Source organism: Sphingomonas sp. 67-41 (assembly GCF_001899725.1).
GTDB lineage: Bacteria > Pseudomonadota > Alphaproteobacteria > Sphingomonadales > Sphingomonadaceae > Sphingomonas > Sphingomonas leidyi.
On record NZ_MKWJ01000011.1, the window covers coordinates 114,799 to 131,590 of the forward strand.

General features: G+C 68.8%; 12 protein-coding genes. 2 read left to right on the forward strand and 10 right to left on the reverse strand.

The features are described from left to right. Positions 1 to 2: 2 nt before the first annotated feature. The 9 genes from BGP17_RS06325 to BGP17_RS06365 form a co-directional block, all read right to left on the reverse strand. Positions 3 to 1,430 (reverse strand): efflux transporter outer membrane subunit, encoded by a 1,428-nt coding sequence (locus tag BGP17_RS06325; protein WP_286711391.1) that lies wholly within the window; start codon positions 1,428 to 1,430, stop codon positions 3 to 5. After that, complete coding sequence (locus BGP17_RS06330; RefSeq protein WP_286711392.1) at positions 1,427 to 4,543, reverse strand: efflux RND transporter permease subunit; 3,117 nt, start codon at positions 4,541 to 4,543, stop codon at positions 1,427 to 1,429. Before BGP17_RS06330 ends, BGP17_RS06325 begins: the two co-directional genes overlap by 4 nt. Positions 4,544 to 4,553: 10 nt before the next feature. Then, complete coding sequence (locus BGP17_RS06335; protein WP_286711393.1) at positions 4,554 to 5,633, reverse strand: efflux RND transporter periplasmic adaptor subunit; 1,080 nt, start codon at positions 5,631 to 5,633, stop codon at positions 4,554 to 4,556. 124 nt (positions 5,634 to 5,757) lie between these two features. After that, positions 5,758 to 6,693, reverse strand: a complete 936-nt coding sequence (locus tag BGP17_RS06340; protein ID WP_286711394.1) for a hypothetical protein — start codon at positions 6,691 to 6,693, stop codon at positions 5,758 to 5,760. Next, the gene (locus tag BGP17_RS06345) at positions 6,669 to 7,823 is read right to left on the reverse strand and encodes a glycosyltransferase (RefSeq protein WP_286711395.1); all 1,155 of its coding nucleotides are present in this window, start codon (positions 7,821 to 7,823) and stop codon (positions 6,669 to 6,671) included. The genes BGP17_RS06340 and BGP17_RS06345 overlap by 25 nt, the downstream gene beginning before the upstream one ends. Continuing rightward, a complete protein-coding gene (locus BGP17_RS06350; protein WP_286711396.1) occupies positions 7,811 to 8,581 on the reverse strand; it encodes a DUF2334 domain-containing protein in 771 nt (256 codons plus the stop codon). Before BGP17_RS06350 ends, BGP17_RS06345 begins: the two co-directional genes overlap by 13 nt. 54 nt (positions 8,582 to 8,635) lie before the next feature. After that, complete coding sequence (locus BGP17_RS06355; RefSeq protein WP_286711397.1) at positions 8,636 to 10,936, reverse strand: TonB-dependent receptor; 2,301 nt, start codon at positions 10,934 to 10,936, stop codon at positions 8,636 to 8,638. Between the two features lie 7 nt (positions 10,937 to 10,943). Then, positions 10,944 to 11,876, reverse strand: coding sequence for a FecR family protein (locus BGP17_RS06360; RefSeq protein ID WP_286711398.1), 933 nt, complete (start codon positions 11,874 to 11,876; stop codon positions 10,944 to 10,946). Positions 11,877 to 11,949: 73 nt separating this feature from the next. Continuing rightward, positions 11,950 to 12,486 (reverse strand): RNA polymerase sigma factor, encoded by a 537-nt coding sequence (locus BGP17_RS06365; protein ID WP_341786429.1) that lies wholly within the window; start codon positions 12,484 to 12,486, stop codon positions 11,950 to 11,952. A 183-nt stretch (positions 12,487 to 12,669) separates the two neighbouring features. Here BGP17_RS06365 and BGP17_RS06370 point away from each other — a divergent pair, with 183 nt between their 5' ends. Together BGP17_RS06370 and BGP17_RS06375 are read left to right on the forward strand one after the other, a co-directional pair. After that, on the forward strand, positions 12,670 to 13,836 hold the full coding sequence (locus tag BGP17_RS06370; RefSeq protein WP_167298584.1) for a glycosyltransferase: 1,167 nt from the start codon (positions 12,670 to 12,672) through the stop codon (positions 13,834 to 13,836). 300 nt (positions 13,837 to 14,136) lie between these two features. Beyond that, positions 14,137 to 15,183, forward strand: coding sequence for a rod shape-determining protein (locus tag BGP17_RS06375; RefSeq protein WP_422051131.1), 1,047 nt, complete (start codon positions 14,137 to 14,139; stop codon positions 15,181 to 15,183). A 196-nt stretch (positions 15,184 to 15,379) separates the two neighbouring features. Here BGP17_RS06375 and BGP17_RS06380 read toward each other — a convergent pair whose 3' ends face one another. After that, positions 15,380 to 16,297, reverse strand: coding sequence for a hypothetical protein (locus BGP17_RS06380; RefSeq protein ID WP_286711399.1), 918 nt, complete (start codon positions 16,295 to 16,297; stop codon positions 15,380 to 15,382). Between the last annotated feature and the right edge of the window lie 495 nt (positions 16,298 to 16,792).

Below are 16,792 nucleotides of genomic sequence, written 5' to 3' on the forward strand. Positions count from 1 at the left end.
CTCTATCTGCTGCCGACGGGAAGCGCTTCTCCCCTAGTGGATGCCGTATCGGGCTGTGAAGCCCAACCGCCGCCGAGCGCCCGGAACAGCGCGACCTGGGTCAGGGCGATCCTGAGGTTCGACGCGGCCAGCAGGGCCTCGACGTCGTTGCGGGTGCGTTCGGCATCGACGACTTGCAGATAGCTGTCGGCGCCCAGGCGGAAGCGCGCTCCGGCGCGGGTCACGACCTTCCCGGCTTCCGCGAGCGCGCCGCGCAGTTCGACATTGCGCCGCTTCTCCGCCTGATAGTCGGCAAGCATGGTCTCGACTTCGCGCAGCGCGCGCAGCACCGCGACATCCCAGCTGGCCAGGGCGGCTTCCTGGGTTCCCCTGGCTGCGGCGATCCTGGCACGCGCGGCGCTCTGGTTGGGGAAGGCCCAGCTGATCAGCGGCGTGAGGAAGCCGGTGAAATCGCCGCCGAGCAGGCCGGCCGATCCGCCCAGCTGAAAACGGGGATAGAGATCGGCGGTGGCGACGCCGATCCGCGCGGTGGCTGCCGCGAGCTTGCGCTCGGCCTCGCGAATGTCCGGGCGCCGGGCCAGCAGGGCATTGCCGTCGCCCACCGGCAGGGCCCGGCGCGCGGTCGGTGCGGCCGTGCAGGGCAGCGCGAGACGTGCCGCCTCCTTCGGCGGCAGCCCCTCGAGCGTGGCAAGCTGGAACAGGGCGCGCGCGCGGTCTGCATCGAATGCCGGCAATGCCGCGCGGGTGCGCTCGAGCAGGGTCTTCGACTGGGCGAGTTCGAAGGGGGAGGCTTCGCCCGCGTCGAGCTGGCGCGCAATCAGGTCGTAGCCCTTTTGTTGCGCTGCAAGCTGTGCCTCGGCGATCCGCTTCCCCGCAACGGCGCCGCACGCCGCTGCATAGGCGGCAGCCGTATCGGCGGCGACGGCGACGCGCACCGTGTCGCGCGCGGCTTCGCTCGCCTGAAGATCGGCGCGGGCGGCCTCGGCGGTCGCCCGCAGCCGGCCGAACAGATCGACTTCATAGGCAATGGTCGCGGCGAGGTCGTAGCTGGATTTCGGCACGGCGCCGGTGCTCGGTTGTCGTTGTGCGGGGCTGGGGCCGGCACCGCTTTCGAGCATGGTGTTCGGAAGCTGCGCCGCCCGGGCACCGCGCACCGCGGCGCGCGCCACTTCGAGATTGCCGAGTGCCACCCGGATATCGGCATTGGCGGCCAGTGCCCGCCCGACATGCGCGTCGAGCGCCGGGTCGTCGAACAGTCGCCACCAGTCATCGGGCACCGGGGCCGAGGCGATCCCCGCCTCCGAAGCGCCGAGAAATCCCCCCTGTGCGGGAAGCGGCGCAACGGGAGCGACATGCCGCGGCCCGACCGCACAGCCCGTCGTCAGCGCCAGCGCACCGGCAAGCGCAACCTGCGGGAAACGGATATTCATGCCGGAACAACCTTTTCTTCGAGTGCCGCGCCCTGCGCGTCGCGGGGTTCGCGCCGTTCCCGGCCGAAGCGCCCGTACAGCGACGGCATCAGCAGCAGGTTGAGCACGGTCGAGCTGACCAGGCCGCCCAGGATGACGAGTGCCATGGGATGCTCGATCTCGTGCCCCGGCGCGTCGCCGCGCACGACCAGCGGCAGCAGTGCCAGCGCGGCGCACGAGGCAGTCATCAGGATCGGCACCAGCCGCTCCTCGGCACCCCGCAGCAGCAGTTCGGGGCCCCATGCCTCGCCTTCCTCGTTCTCGAGGTGGCGATAATGGCTGATCAGCATGATGCCGTTGCGCGCCGAGATTCCGAGCACCGTGACGAAGCCGACCAGCGAACCGAGCGACAGGACGCCGCCCGACAGCAACACCGCGACCACGCCGCCCACCAGGGCGAAGGGCAGGCTGATGCCGACCAGCGCGGTCACCCGGAACGAGCGGAACTCGAGCCAGACGAGCAGCAGGATGCCGATCAGGCAGAGCGCGCCCAGCGTCGCCAGCTGCCGGCGCGATTTCTGCAGCGCCTCGAACTCGCCGATCACTTCGGGATGATAGCCGGTGCCGAACGTGAAGCCGTCTACCTTGGCCTGCACCGCGCGGGCGACCGCGCCCAGGTCCGATCCCGACACGTTCATCGTCACGTCGATGCGGCGCGAGCCATTCTCGCGCTTGATCTCGTTCGCCGCGGGCATGACCAGCACATCGGCAACTTGCGACAGGCGAACGGCGGTGCCGCCGGGCAGCTGGATCAGCGCATCGCGGATCGATCGCAGGTCTGCCCGTGCCGCGGGAACGCCCCATACCACCACGTCGGTCGAGCGGTTGCCCTCGTAGAGCTCGCCGGCCTTGCTCCCCTGGATCAGGGTTGCCGCGGTGCGGCGGACATCGCCGGTCGTCAGGCCATAGGCGGCCAGGTCGGCCGGGCGCGGACGCACCTGGATCTGCGGGATCGCGGTCTGCATCTCCACCTTGAGCTCGCCGGTGCCCGGAATGCCCTCCAGTTCCTTCTTGAGCCGGTCGGCGGTCTGGCGGAGCGTCGCCATGTCGGGGCCGTAGACGCGCACGACGATGCTGGCGCCCGCGCCGCTCAGCACTTCCTTGATGCGTTCGCGCAGATAGGTGAGCACGTCGCGATAGAGGCCGGGATAGCCGTCGATCGCTTCCTGGATCTTCCGGACCGAACCGTCATAATCGGCCTTCTCGTCGAGGCTGATCCACAGCTCGGTGAAGTTGGGGCCATAGACTTCGTCGCCCGCCTCGGCGCGGCCGATATGGGCGCCGAAATTGCGCACGCCGGGGATCGCGCGGAGTTCTTTCGAGGCGCGGATGGTGATCCGCTCCATCGCCTCCACCGAAGTGCCCGGCTTCTCGACGAAGTGCATCAGGAAGTCGGTTTCGCGGAAATTGGGGAGGAACTGGTCCTTGAACCCGGCATAGCCGATCCCCGCGAGCAACAGCCCGCCCGCGACGACGCCGATCGCTGCGCCCGGCCGGGCGATGGCGACGGGCAGGAAGCGGCGATAGGCGGCCTTCAGGCGGGCGACCAGGCGGGTCTCGCGATGGACCTGCGTGCCGTTGGGCAGCAGCATCAGGCAGAGCGCCGGGGTAACGGTGAGCGCTACCAGCAGCGAGCAGCCGATCGCGAGGACATAGGCAGTGGCGAGCGGGCGGAAGAAGGTCCCCGACACGCCGTCGAGGAAGAAGATCGGCAGGAACACCAGCATGACGATCAGGCTGGCGAACACCACCGCGGTCCGCACTTCGAGCGAAGCGGAGAGCACCACCGCGAAGGGCGTGCGGGGCGATCCGGCCTCGCGGTTCAATCGCAGCCTCCGCCCGATATTCTCGACATCGATGATCGCGTCGTCGACGATCTCGCCCAGCGCGATCACCAGGCCGGCGATCACCATCGTGTTGATGCTCATCCCCGATTTGGCGAGGACGAGCGCGGCGCCGAGCAGCGAGAGGGGAATCGCGGTCAGGCTGATGGCCGCCGAGCGCCAGTCGCGGGTGAACAGGATCAGCACTGCCGCGACGAGGATGCAGCCGATCCACAGCGCTTCGGTGAGGTTTCCGATCGAGCGCTCGATGAAGGTGGCCGGGCGGAAGATCGTCGAATCGATCTGGACATCCTTGAGCCCGGGGCGCAGTTCCTTCAGCGCGGCCTCGACGCCCCGCGTCACCGCCAGCGTGTTGCCGCCCTGCTGCTTCTCGACGATCAGCAGGATGCCCGATCCATCGTTGATGATCGCGCTGCCGATGGGTGCGGCATGGCCTTCGACCACCGTGGCGACGTCGCGGAGCCGGACGGGGGCGGTACCGGCGAGCCTGATCACCGTATTGCCCAGATCGTCGGCGCCGGCGATCGGCGAGAGATGGCGCACCGCGAGGCGCTGATTGGGCGTGTCGACGAACCCGCCGCCCAGCGTTACCGCGGCGTCGCCCGCGGCCTTCTGCACCTCGGCCATGGTCACGCCCATCTGCTGCAGCCGGTTCGGATCGACGAGCACCTGGAGCTGGCGATCCCGCTGCCCCCAGACGGCGACATTGGCGACGCCCGGAACGCCCATCAGCTTGGGCCGGATCGTCCAGCGCACCAGTTCGGAGAGCTGGATCTGGCTCAGCCGGGAAGACGTGAGCCCGATCTTCATCGCCCGGCTGGTCGCCGAAAGCGGCGGCAGCATCGTCGGCGGGCGGACGTTCGCGGGCAGGCGCGGCGCGGCGATCGCGACGCGTTCCTGCACCAGCTGGCGGGCGCGGACCACATCGGTGCCCTCCTGGAAGATCAGCTGCACGGAGGACAGGCCGAGTACCGATTTCGAACGCAGGGTATTGAGACCCGGCGTGCCGTTCACTGCGAATTCGAGCGGCGTGGTGACGAGGGCTTCGACCTCCTCGGTCGACAGGCCGGGGGCCTCGGTCTGCACCTCGACCATCGGCGGCGCGAATTCGGGGAATACGTCGAGCGGCACGTCCTGGCTGGCGCGGACGCCGAAGAAGACCAGGACGAGCGCCAGCGCGATGACGAGCACGCGCTGCCTGAGCGCGGCGGCGATGAGCCAGTTCAGCACGACCGGGCCCTCACTTCGCGCCGAATTCGGTGCCGAACAGCTCGGCGGCGCCGGCGGTCACGGCCTGGTCGCCGGGCTTGAGGCCCATGGCGAGCATGGCCGTGCCCCCGCTGATCCCGGCAAGCTGGACGCGCCGTCGCTCGAACGTGCGCGGCGCGGTCCGCACATAGACCCATTCGCCGCCATAGGCGTCGTGCAGGATCGCGGACGCGGGGATGGTGAGGCCTTGCGCGCCGTCGCCCGCTGCCGGCAGCGCGACGGCGACACGCTGGCCGATGCCGAGCGCATGCGTGTTCGGGATCGCATAATAGAGATCGATGCTGCCGGCGGCGACGTTCGAAGAAGGCGGCGCGGCCACGGGGCGCCCCGACAGGGTTCCGGCCCCTCCGCCCAGCGGCCGGATGGCGGCGGGTGCGCCGCGATCGATGCGCGTCACGTCCGCAGCCAGCACGGGCACGCGCACCCACAGGATGTCCTGGCGCCCGAGCGACGCGACCGGCGCGCCGAGCAGGTGGCGCTGCGCGCGGGCGGCTGCCAGATCGGCCTGGGCGACTGCGGCGGTGGCGAGCGCGTCGTCGCGCGCCCTGACGCTGCCCGCTTCCTCCCGGACCAGGGCATCGGCGCGTTGCGCATTGACGTGCGCCACCCGTGCCTGGGCGGCGGCGCGGGCGATGTCGCCATCGGCGCGCGCCTGGCTGGCGGCGAGCGTCATCAGATCGGTCGCGGTGGTGATCGGGACCCCTCCGCGCGCGGCGGGGGGGACGACCACTTCGCCATGCGTCGCCACCCTGTCCTGCGCGGGCGCGAGGCTGGCCGTCGCGACGGCAATGCCCAGCCGGCGCTCCGCCTCGGGCGTGAGCGTGATCCGCATCAGCTCGGATTCGTGCGCGACGGGATCGACCTTCGCCGGCTTGATCGCGGCATGGGTATCGGACGGGCCGCCGCAGGCGGAGAGAGCCAGCAGGGCCAGGCACGGCGCGGCGCCACGCAGGGCGATCCGCATGGCAGCGTCGCGCGGCCGGGCGCGCGGGAGCTCTCCGAAACGCTGCCGCGCACCGGCCGGCGTCTGGCGCGCAAGTTCGAGAAGCATCCGGCAACCCTTCACGTGGAATTCGTGGTCGCGGGTCTAGCGGCCGGCAGCTTCGCGGGTTTCCGCCGGAACTATACGAGATGCGAAGGTCGCGCTGCCCCCGGAGACGCCCGCCGAACGGACGTCAGAGAGAAGACCGGGAGGCGGGCAGGAACGAGGCGATCGATGTGAGCGCGCCCACCGCCAGGTGCGTGACCAGCGTCAGCGCCGCGACCAGCATGGTGGCCGCCGCAAGGCCGGAGCCCGGCCCCAGCAATGCGAGGACCAGCGGCGCCAGCAGCGCGTCGCGGGCCGGCACCAGCGGCAGGCGGTGGACCATCATGCGCAGCGTCGCCACCGCGATGAGGATCATGGGCGAAAGACCGGGCAGCAACAGCTTCCAGAGCAATGCCGTAAACACCAGGCTCAATATGATCCTGAGGCTGTGCAGGCAGAATGTGACGATCAGATCGCGCCGCGAAAGGGTGAGCAGCGAGACGAACCGCCGCATCACCAGGATCCCGAGCGAGGAGAGGATGATGACGGCGACGGATGCCGCGAAGCTGTTGAGAAGCGTGCCGCCGGCGATCGCATAGAGCAGGGGAGCGTTGATCACCATCATCGCGAGCGTGGCGAGATTGCCGGCAAGCGCGGAGAGGACGGCGACATCGCGCAGCGTGCCGAATACGGAACCCTTGAGCGGCTGGTGCTGCCGCGCCCAGAGATAGAATTGCGCGTCGCCCGAATAGCCGAAGACGATCTCGTTCGCGACCTGCTTGCGGAACAGGGCCGGCAGGGCAGCGGCGCGCAGTTTCCACAGCCGATGGAGGATCAGCCACTCCATCGCCGGGCCCAGCGCGTAGAAAAGCGCGAAGCAGAGCCAGAACCAGGGATTGGCGGGCGCGGCGGCGAAGCGCGAAGTATCGATCCCGCCGAGCTGCACCAGGACGGCGAGCAGGATCGCCGCCGAGAGGCCGAGGCCTGCAAGCGTCAGCAGCCACTCGCGGACGGGCGGCGTAGGGGGGAAAAGCAGCGCGGCCTGATCGGCGCGCGCGTTCATCTGGCTGGCGGAACTGGCCATGCGAACTCGTCGATTTGAGATGGGGCGGAGGTCGTGTGCGCCTCGCCGCGTGCGGCGGCGACAAAGGTATCGAGATAGATTCCGGCGGACTGCTCGATGGTGAAGCGGCGTACATGCTCCCCTCGGCTGGCATGCGGCGCCGGCGCGGAGTCCGCGTCCGCGATCGCGGCGGCGAACGCGGCTTCGTTGCGCGCCACGATCATGCCGTGACGGCCATCGCCGAGCACGCTGCGCACCCCCGCGCCGCTGTCGGTTGAGATCACCGAGAGTCCGGCTGCCAGCGCCTCGATCAGGACAGCGGGGACGCCTTCATAGCGGGAGGAGAGGAGCAGGGTGTCGAAACCCGGCAGCTGCGACGCGGCGTCGGATACGTGGCCGGCGAAATCGACGCGCTCCGCGACGCCGAGAATGGCCGCCAGCGCCTTCAGCGCCGCACGATCCGGGCCGTCGCCATAGATCGTCAGCGTCTCGTCGGCGCAGGCGCCGTGCGCGAAGGCGCGGAGCATCAACGGATAATCCTTTTGCGGCGCCAGGCGCCCGATCGCGACGAACCGGCGGGGGGCGCCGGTGCGGCGCGGCGCCGGCGCACGGATCCGGGATTCCTCGATCGCCGGGTCGTGAACCACCCGAAAGGTCCCCCGCATGCCCGGTGGCAGGTCCTTGGCGATCGCCTCGTCCATGATCACCCAGGCCCATGCGAAGCGCGCCTGCATGCCCAGCCAGAGCCGCCAGAAGAAACGCCCCGTCGGCTGCAGGTCGCGCCGGGCCAGGTCGTTGCTGATCTTCACGACGATTGCCGGGCAGCGCTTGCCGAAGCGCAGCCGCATCGCGGCCGCAACGATGGTATAGGTGCTCCCGGAGACGAACAGCACGTCCGGGCGTGTCCGGCGTATCTCGGCGGGCAGCCTTGCGATCATCCAGAGGGTTTCCCACCAGGCGGTGCCGATCGAAGGCTGGGACGGCGTGGTATAGGTCAGGCCGTCGGCCAGTTCAGCGCGAAGCGCCCCATCCTCGCGGCCCAGGAAAAGCGGCGCCTCCACGCCCATCGCGCGCCAGTGCCGGACGAGGCGCAGCGCGACTCGCTCCACACCGCCCGGTTCGAAGCTGTGCAGAAACGTCAGGACGCGCACGCAAGGTCTCCGACCATGTCGCGATACTGGCTGGGGACATGGGTCCGTGCGATCTTCGCCACGGTCCGCCGAATGCTCGAAAGCGTCGCCGGCACCGTCACGTCGCCCGGATGCACGCCGAGCCGAACCACCCGGGGCAGCGGGATCGTCCTGGCGACGCTGGCGACGGCGAGCGACGAGAGCATGCGCGCGCGCGTGCGCGTTGCCCATGTGATCACCGGAGACTTGAGGAATATGCGCCCGGTATCCGGCGCCCAGACCCGCATATGGTCTTCGGCTAGTGCGATGCCGAGCCTCTTCATGGCGCTATGCGCACCATCGCCGTAGAGCCAGGCCGGTGCGATGAAGCCGGCAATGGGGCGGCCGGTGATGTCCTCGATCAGGGTCCGGCCGGCACGGATGCGGCGCTCGGCCTCTTCGGCATCCAGACCGAGAAATTCCCCTTCGCCCGCCGTCATGCGGCTCGCCTTGACGCGATCCTGCCAGGAAGCATGCTCGGCCTCGTCCCGATGGCTGTAGCCGTGGAGAAACATCTCCACCCCATCCTCGGCCCAGCGGCGCAGGCGGGCCGCAAAGGGCGAACCGGGCCGGATTTCCGCCTCCCGCCAGAAATCGGGCACCACGAGCATGGCCGGACGCTCCACGCCTGCCGAAGCAAGCTCCTCGACCAGCCGATCGATCGCCGGCTCGTGGCGCGGCGACACGTCATGGATCGAGGCGAGGAGCCGGCGGGGCGGTGTTGTTCCGGTTCGGGTCACATGGGCAAGACGCCGCCGCGGGCCGGCGCCACAGCCATGCCGCGATTTTTTTCGTCAGAAACTGCGGGAAAGGGAAAGCGAAAAGGTGCGCGGCCGAAGCGGCGTGTACTGGTGTTCGCTGTGGATCGAGAAGGGATTGCCATAGGCGAAGCTGTCCGCGCGCGCGTCGAGCAGATTGTCGACGTCGAGTGCCAGGGTGAAGGGCCCGATCATCGTCGTCGCGCCGGCGCGTGCCAGCGCATAGTCGCCCATGCCGCGATCCAGGCCGTCGTCGAAGCTCAGCCGCGAGGCGCCGACATAGTTGAATGCGGCATAGGGCGTGACCTCGTGCCCGAACAGACGGATGGTGCGCGCGATCGCAAAGTCGCCGGCAAGGTCGGGGACGACAGGCAGGCGACGATCCCTGGGCAGGCGCGTGCCGTCCGCCGCGTTTGTCAGCCTTGGGCGTTGGATGGTGAAGCCGCCGCGCAATTGCCAGCCCCCGCCCGGGCGCCAGGTCGCACTTCCTTCCACGCCGAATATCGTCGCGTCGCCGGCATTGTGGGTGGCGACCAGGCCCGCGGGCTCGAGATAGTCCGACTGGATATTGTGCCAGACGGCATGAAAGCCGGCAAAGTTGAGGTCCAGCCGGCCGCCGTCGAAGCTCGCGCGGCCGCCGGCCTCGATGCTGCGGACGGAATCCCCGACATAGCGGCCGGTCCGGCTGTTGCTGGGATCGATGCCGCCCGGTCGATAGGCGGTGCCCAGCCGGACATAGAGAAGGCGATCGTCCGCGAGCTGATAGGAAAGCGAGGTGCTGGGCGTGAAGCCGATCACCGCGTGATTGACCCTCCGCGCGTCGAGCTCCTCCTGGCGCTCATCCTCGGTCGTGGCGCGGAACAGGCGCATGCCGATCGCCAGCTTGAGGCGCGGGGCGAGCGGATAGGCGCCGTCGGCGAACAGGGATGTCTCGGTAACCCGGCGATGGAGCGCGAAATAGTCGGGTACGGTGACGGTCGCCGTTTCTATCGCGCCCGTCGCGCGCGTCACCGCCGAGATGTAGGAGACGCCCGCGGTCCAGGCGAAGGCGCTGCCGGGCGCCGAGGTCAGCCGCACTTCCTGGTCGAAGACGCGATAGGCGCGGCCGTCGAGGTAGCGCAGTGCGCCGGGCACGCCGAGCTGGGTGGCCGCGGCGCTCGCATCGAACACGTCATGCTGGTCCTGCCAGGCATGGCTGGTGACCGCGGTGAGCCGCAACGCACCGATCGGACCGGAGAGGATCGCCTGGGCGAGCCCGAAGACGCCGCGGCGCGGCTCCCGCTGGGAAATGTTGCGCGTCAGGTCTTCATAGTCGCGATCGACATATTGGCTGTCGGCGGTGTGGCTCACCTGATAGGCGCCGATGAGATCGGCGGTCCATCCGGTCGCGGATGCGAGACGGAGCGCGGCGCGTCCGCCGGCGATGCGGGTGCGATTCACGTCCGACGGGCCGTCGGCGTCATCGACCCAGCCCGCGTCGCTGCGCGCATAACCGACCAGGCGCAGCGCCGCGAGATCGCTGACGAGCGGCAGGTTGAGCATCGCTTCGGCATTTGCGCCCAAGCCGCCCGATCCGACCATTTGCGCTCCGATGGTCGCCGTACCCGATGTGGCGCCGATCACCGGCCGATTGGTCACGATGCGATAGACGCCGCCGAGCGCGCCGGTGCCGTAGAGCGGCCCCTGCGGTCCCTTCAGGACTTCAACGCGGGCGATATCGGTGAGATAGAGCCCGGGCTCGGCGGCGTCGTAGGTCACGCGGCCCTCGTCGATCTGGACGCTCACCGTGGATTGGCTGAAGCCGTTGAAGGGGCTGTCGGCAAGGCCGCGGATGAAGGACCTTTCCCGGCCCAGGCCGCCATTGGCCACGTTCAGGCCCTCGATGCCGCGCGCCACGTCGCCGGCGCGAGTCGCCCGGTCCTGCCGCGCGGGATCGCGCGGCACATAGACTGCGATCGACCCGGCGATCGAGGACAGGGCCTCGGGCAGCTTGCGGGCGGTGACCACGATTTCCTCGTCGGCGGTGGCGATGGCCTGCGGTTCCGGTGGCGCGGGCCGCGCGGAATGGCGTGCCGCGGCGCGGGGGCGTGCCGTGATCCGGAAGGCCCGGGGACCGATCCGCACCGCATGCACCGGCGTGCCCTGCAATATGCGGTCCAGCGCGTCGCGTGCGGACATGTGCCCGCGTGCGGCGCGGGTGCGCGCGGAGGGCAGGCGGACGTCATAGACGAACGAGATGCCGGTCTGGGCCGAAAGCGCCTCGAGGATGTCGGCCAGGTTGCCGGCGGGCAGGGAAATCGCGAAACGCTCGTCCCGCGCCTGGGCGGGAGGCGGCAACAGGGCGCTAGCCGCCAGTACGATCGACCAACCGGACCGTCTGACCATCGCTCTCCGCATGCAGCCCCGTCAATTGGGTGAGGGTGGAAACCATTGCCTGTCGGTCGCCGGGCGCGAGCACGCCCGAGAATGGGCGTTGGGCAGCGGGGCCGGAAACCGACACGGGCTGCCCCGTGTAGCGGGCGATGTCGGCGGCGACCAGTGCGAGCGGGGTCTGATCATAGACGAAACGTCCGCTGCGCCAGGACGCGATGTTCGCCACCCGTGCCGGGCGCAGGGTGACCCTGCCGGCCTGGGCGATCGCCTCCTGGCCGGCCGCGACCAGCGTTTCCGAGGTCTGCCCGGGCAATTGGAGCGCGACGGTACCTTCCTCGACGGACAGGCTCAGCACCCCGTTGGCGGAGTTGACTGCGAAGCGGGTCCCCACGTCGCGGATGCGATACCCGTCCACCTCGACGACGACGCTCCGCGCGGGATCGTGGCGGATGTTGAAGAAGGCGCTGCCGCGCAGCCGCATCGGCCCGCCTGCCTCGGGCTCGGACAGCCGCGAGCCGGCGCCGAGCGACGCGGTGACGCCATGGGCAAGCTGCACGGTGCGCGTCGTCCTGGCGGCACTGGCGAATTCCCGCGCCGCCGGTGCTTCGGGCTGCTCGCCCTGGAAGCCGATGCCGAGGGCAAGGGCGATCGTCGCCGCGGCGGCGATGCCCGAACCGACGGCCCAGCGCGGGAAGCCGCGCATGGGCATCTCCGACGTTCCGCCACGGACCGCCGGCCCCGGGAGCGCCGCGTCGATCCGCGCGTCGAGCAGCGCGATCTCGTCATAGGCGAGGCGATGGCGCGGATCTGCCTCCAGCCAGCAGGTGAAGCCGCACCATTTCATGTCGTCATGCTGTTGCGCGACGTGCCAGCGCGCCGCAGCCTCGTGGATATCCTCGTTCATCGCCCGTTCCCGGCACCGGTTCGAGCCGATGCCTCCCTGTTATCGTATGAGACGCCACCATATCGGTGGCACCTCAGTTCTCCAGCGCGCGGCGCAGATGCGCCATCGCAACGGCGATGTGTTTCTCGACGCCGCTTCGGCTGATGCCCAGCCGCGCCGCCACCTCGGCATGGGGCAGGCCTTCGAGCTTGTGGAGCCGGAACGCGCGTCCCGCTCCCTCCGGCAGGCGCGCGATCGCCGCATGCAGCGCCGCATTGTCTTCGCGGGCGATCATCGCATCGAGCGCCCGGGGCTGCGGATCGACGCGGTCGCCGGCAATGGTCTCGGCCTGGCTGTCGCTCCAGTCCTTGTCGCGCGCCTCGCGGCGGCGCGCCTCGCGGATGCGGTCGAGCACGAGATTCTGTGCGGCGCGATAGAGATAGGCGCGGCCATTCGCGATCGGGCCGGGGGGCGCCTCGCGGGTGCGCAGCCACAGTTCCTGGAGCAGGTCTTCGGCTTCGACCGGATTGCCGGTACGCGCGACGAGGAAGCGCAGCAATTCGCCGCGCAGTTCCTGGTAAAGCTGCGTTAGCCCGGAAGCAGGAGAATGGATCGGTCGACTCCTTCCGATCGCGGGCTTTGCCCGATGTCCCCCCGCCGGGCAAGCGGGGACGGAAGACAAAAAGTTCGCGCCCTACTGCGGTGCAGCGTAATCGGCGGCGTCCTTGCTTCGAATGATGGAGAAGCGAGCGAAGTTCATGCCTGTCCTGCGGCAATCAGGCTCGAATCGCACCTGCGGCGCAGTTGGTGCAAGATGAGGATCGTCGATGTCAGCGCCTTCTACGCGCCCAAGGGCGGGGGCGTGCGTGCCTATGTCGATCGGAAGCTGGCGGCGGCGGCGGCGCTGGGCCATGAGATCATCGTGCTGGCGCCGGGCAAGCACGATGCCGTGATCCGGCGCGGCCCTGGCGCGGTGCTCGAGACGCTTGCGTCCCCGCCGTTTCCGCTCGATCGGCGCTATCGCTACTTCGACAATGAGAAGACGCTCCATCGCGCCCTGGATCGTTGGCGCCCCGATTTCGTCGAGGCATCCTCACCCTGGGGCAGCGCCTCGATGGTGGCGCGCTGGGACGGCGCCGCGCCGCGCGCGCTGGTCATGCACGCCGACCCGCTCTCCGCCTATGCCTATCGCTGGTTCGGGCCGGTCGCGAGCATCGAGACGATCGATCGCGGGTTCGACTTCTTCTGGCGGCATTTGCGCCGGCTGGGCGAGGCCTATGACCTGGTCGTCAGCGCCAGCGGGGAGTTCGCGGCGCGGCTGAGCGGTGGCGGGATGCCCGGCGTGGTCACCATTCCCATGGGCGTCGAGCCCGGCATATTCGCGCCCTGGCATCGGGACCCGCACTATCGCGCCGCGCTGCTTGCCGAATGCGACCTCGATCCCTCCGCCACGCTGCTGGTGGGAATCGGCCGCCACGCGGCCGAGAAACGCTGGGGCATGGTGATCGACGCTGCCCTTTCCGCGGGCACGCTGCATCCGATCGCGCTGCTGCTGGTGGGCGAGGGGCGGCTGCAGGGGCGGCTGGTGGCCCGCGCGGGCGGTTCCCCGCATATCCGGATCCCGGGGCCGCTCGCCGACCGCGCCGCCCTCGCGCGATTGATGGCGAGCGCGGATGCGCTGGTCCATGGCTGCGAGGCCGAGACCTTCTGCATGGTCGCCGCCGAGGCGCGGGCGAGCGGGCTGCCGGTGATCGTGCCCGATCGCGGCGGCGCCGCCGACCATGCCGACCGCGCGCCGAGCCGGAGATACCGCGCGGGCGACGTGCAGGCGCTGCGCGATGCGATCCTCGCCTTCGTCGCAGGCCGCTCCTCCGTCGCGCCCCGCGCCCTTGAAGAGGCGCCGCGGACGATGGACATGCACTTTGCCGAGCTGTTCCAGGCCTATGCGGCGTTGCGGTCCGCCGTCAGCCGGGCGGCCTGAAACACGCTCCCGCACCCATCGGGACGATGCACCGTGACGTGTCGGCCCGCCGCGTGCGCGCCCTTGGCGGAAGCTGCCATCGGCCGGGCCTGATCCGTGCCGGAGGCGGGGATCCGGCCGGCCCGGGTGCACAATGGAAGCGGCGCGAGACTGGGGAGCGGCTCGCATCGGCGCCCGGAGCGGTCGTTCAGCCGCTAATGGCTTGACCCTGGCTGGGCGCGGACCCACCGCAGGGGCCCCACGCAATCGATATCGCCACCCGTGAACCCGCGAAGCGCAAGCGATTCCAACAGATTGAACTTGATGCGATTTCCTCGTCTAATTCCAGGTGGCTCGTACGATCTCGCGATCGACCTCGGCACCGTGAACACCGTCATCTATCTGAAGGACCGCGGCATCGTGCTCAGCGAGCCGTCGGTGGTGGCCATGGAAACGGTCGGCGGCATTTCCCGGGTGCGCGCTGTCGGCGCGGAAGCGAAGCTGATGCTTGGGAAGACCCCCGACAACGTCCGCACGATCCGGCCGATGCGCGACGGCGTGATCGCCGATCTGGAAGTCGCCGAGCGGATGATCAAATATTTCATCGACAAGGTACGCGGCGGTACGAGGCGGCTCGGCCGCCGCCCCGAAGTCGCGATCAGCATCCCCAGCAGCGCGACTCAGGTCGAACGGCGCGCGATCCAGCAGGCGGGCACCAATGCCGGTGCCCGCAAGGTCTATCTCATCGAGGAATCCATGGCCGCGGCCATCGGCGCGGGCCTGCCCGTCACCGAACCTGTCGGTGCCATGGTGGTGGATATCGGCGGAGGCACCACCGAGGTCGCCGTCCTTTCGCTCAACGGCCTTGCGTACAGCGCCTCGGTCCGCGTCGGCGGCGACCGGATGGACGAGGCGATCGCGTCGTCCATCCGTCGAAAGCACAATCTCATGATCGGCGAAGCCACCGCCGAGCATATCAAGGTCGAGATCGGCACCGCCCAGGTTCCGGAAGACGGGATCGGCCTTGTCCGGAAAGTCAGGGGTCGAGACCTGGTCAAGGGCATGCCCTCGGAAGTGGAGGTCAACCAGGCCGAGATCGCACATGCGCTCGCGGAGCTTACCGCGCAGATCGTCGAGGCAGTGCATAGCGCGCTGGAGAAGACCGAGCCCGAACTGGCCGCCGACATCTATGATCAGGGCATCGTGATGACCGGAGGGGGCAGCCTGCTCGCGCATCTGGACGATGTGCTGTCGAAGGCGACCGGATTGCCCGTCATGGTCGCGGAAAATGCGTTGATGTGCGTGGCGACCGGCGCCGGACGCGCACTCGAGGAACCGGTATATCGCGGCGCGATGTCATCCAGTTGAGATGTCATCCAGTTGAGATGCCTTGTCCCGGAACGGGGATGGAGCCGGCTTCGCGCCCCCGCGGCCTGCCTTGGCCGGGCGCGCTTGCGAACCGCAATGGCGCCGTCGGGATTCCCGTCAGAATTCGCATGAGAGGCCGCGGTTGCTCCTGCCGCCGGCGTGGCCCCGAGCGTTGCGAATATCTTGGTCGCGGTGCTCAGCGATAGCCACCGCGAACCGGCCCGCACACTTTCCAGGCGCCATTTTCCAGCTTCACGAACAGGCTGTTCGAGCCGCCCAGGATCCGTCCGTTCTGATAGATCGGTGTCACGCTGCCATTGGCCGCCGCGATATTGCCTCCGACGCGAACGACCGAGCCTCGTGCACCCGAGGCGACCGTCTGAAAGCGCAAGCCGGAAAAGTCGAACCCATAGGATGCGCGCGCGACCAGATCCATGGATCCGGGGCTCGCAAACGACATGAGCAACATCGACATCTGTGCCTGGCTGCAGGCGAGCGGAGGGAGTGCGCGGGAGTCGCCAAGACGCAGGACGCGATACCAGTTCTTCACCGCCGCGCCGGCGCCATCAAGCGGACGGCTCGGCCAGGGCATGCTCATCGAAGCGACCGTCTGAAACAGCAGCGGGAGCCGTCCCGGTGCGTCGCGCAGGCTCGCCGCCATGCCCGCCACGTTGAGGTATCCGCCCACCGAAACCGCCGCATAGTCGGTTTCGAACCCGTTGCTCGTGTCGCTCGCGAAGAGATAGGTCACGCCGCCATAGGTGCGCCGGTCGAAGGTCGCGCCGCTTCCGCCCGGCATGGCCTGGACAAAACGCTGGAACAGCACGTCCGGCGACGCCGGCAATCGAACGCGTGCCTCCTCGACGACATACATCGGATCGAAGATCCGAACGACCACTTGCCCCGGCCGGCCGGTGAAGTCCTGTCCGGCCGGTTGCACCGCATAGTTTTCAATATAGCGGCTTGGCTGACGATCCGTCGCGATCACATTCCACCCTTGGGGATAGCGAAAGGCAATCGCGCCGGAATTCGATGTGAATGTCTGAAGAGGCTGACCCCAGGCAGGCTCAATCGCGAGCAGCGTCAGTAAAAGGCAAATGATCGAGCGGAACATGCGAATCCCCCAATACGCATCCGTGGTGCAGTATCCGGGTTATTCCGAGAAGTGGAAGCTATAATCGTCTGAGTCTTGCGACCATTTTGGTGTCGTAGGGCAGTCTATGGCAGTTGTCCTTTCTCTGAATGGCGTATTTCTGTCACAATTTCTACACATCCGTGGAAAGTACCTGATAGGGCGAGGGAAATGAACCTGCATGCTCGGGCGAAGGAGATCGCTTGCTGTTCAATTTACGGCAAATGAGTGTCTTCCAGCAGATTCGACCATGGCTTTCCGGGGGGCGCCGATGTGCGCGGAATCCCTGGGGCCCGGAATTTTTTAGGGCCGAGGCTAAACGATCGCGAGATTCCTCCGATTTGGATGTGAAGAGGCGGCGTGTCGTGCTGTCCGGGTTGATGTTTGGGGGAACGGATGGTTGCGATCTTCACGGGCGCCGGGACGGGATTCGAGCGCGGATCGGGGAGTGCCCTGGGATCGTCGGGTTTGCTGGGT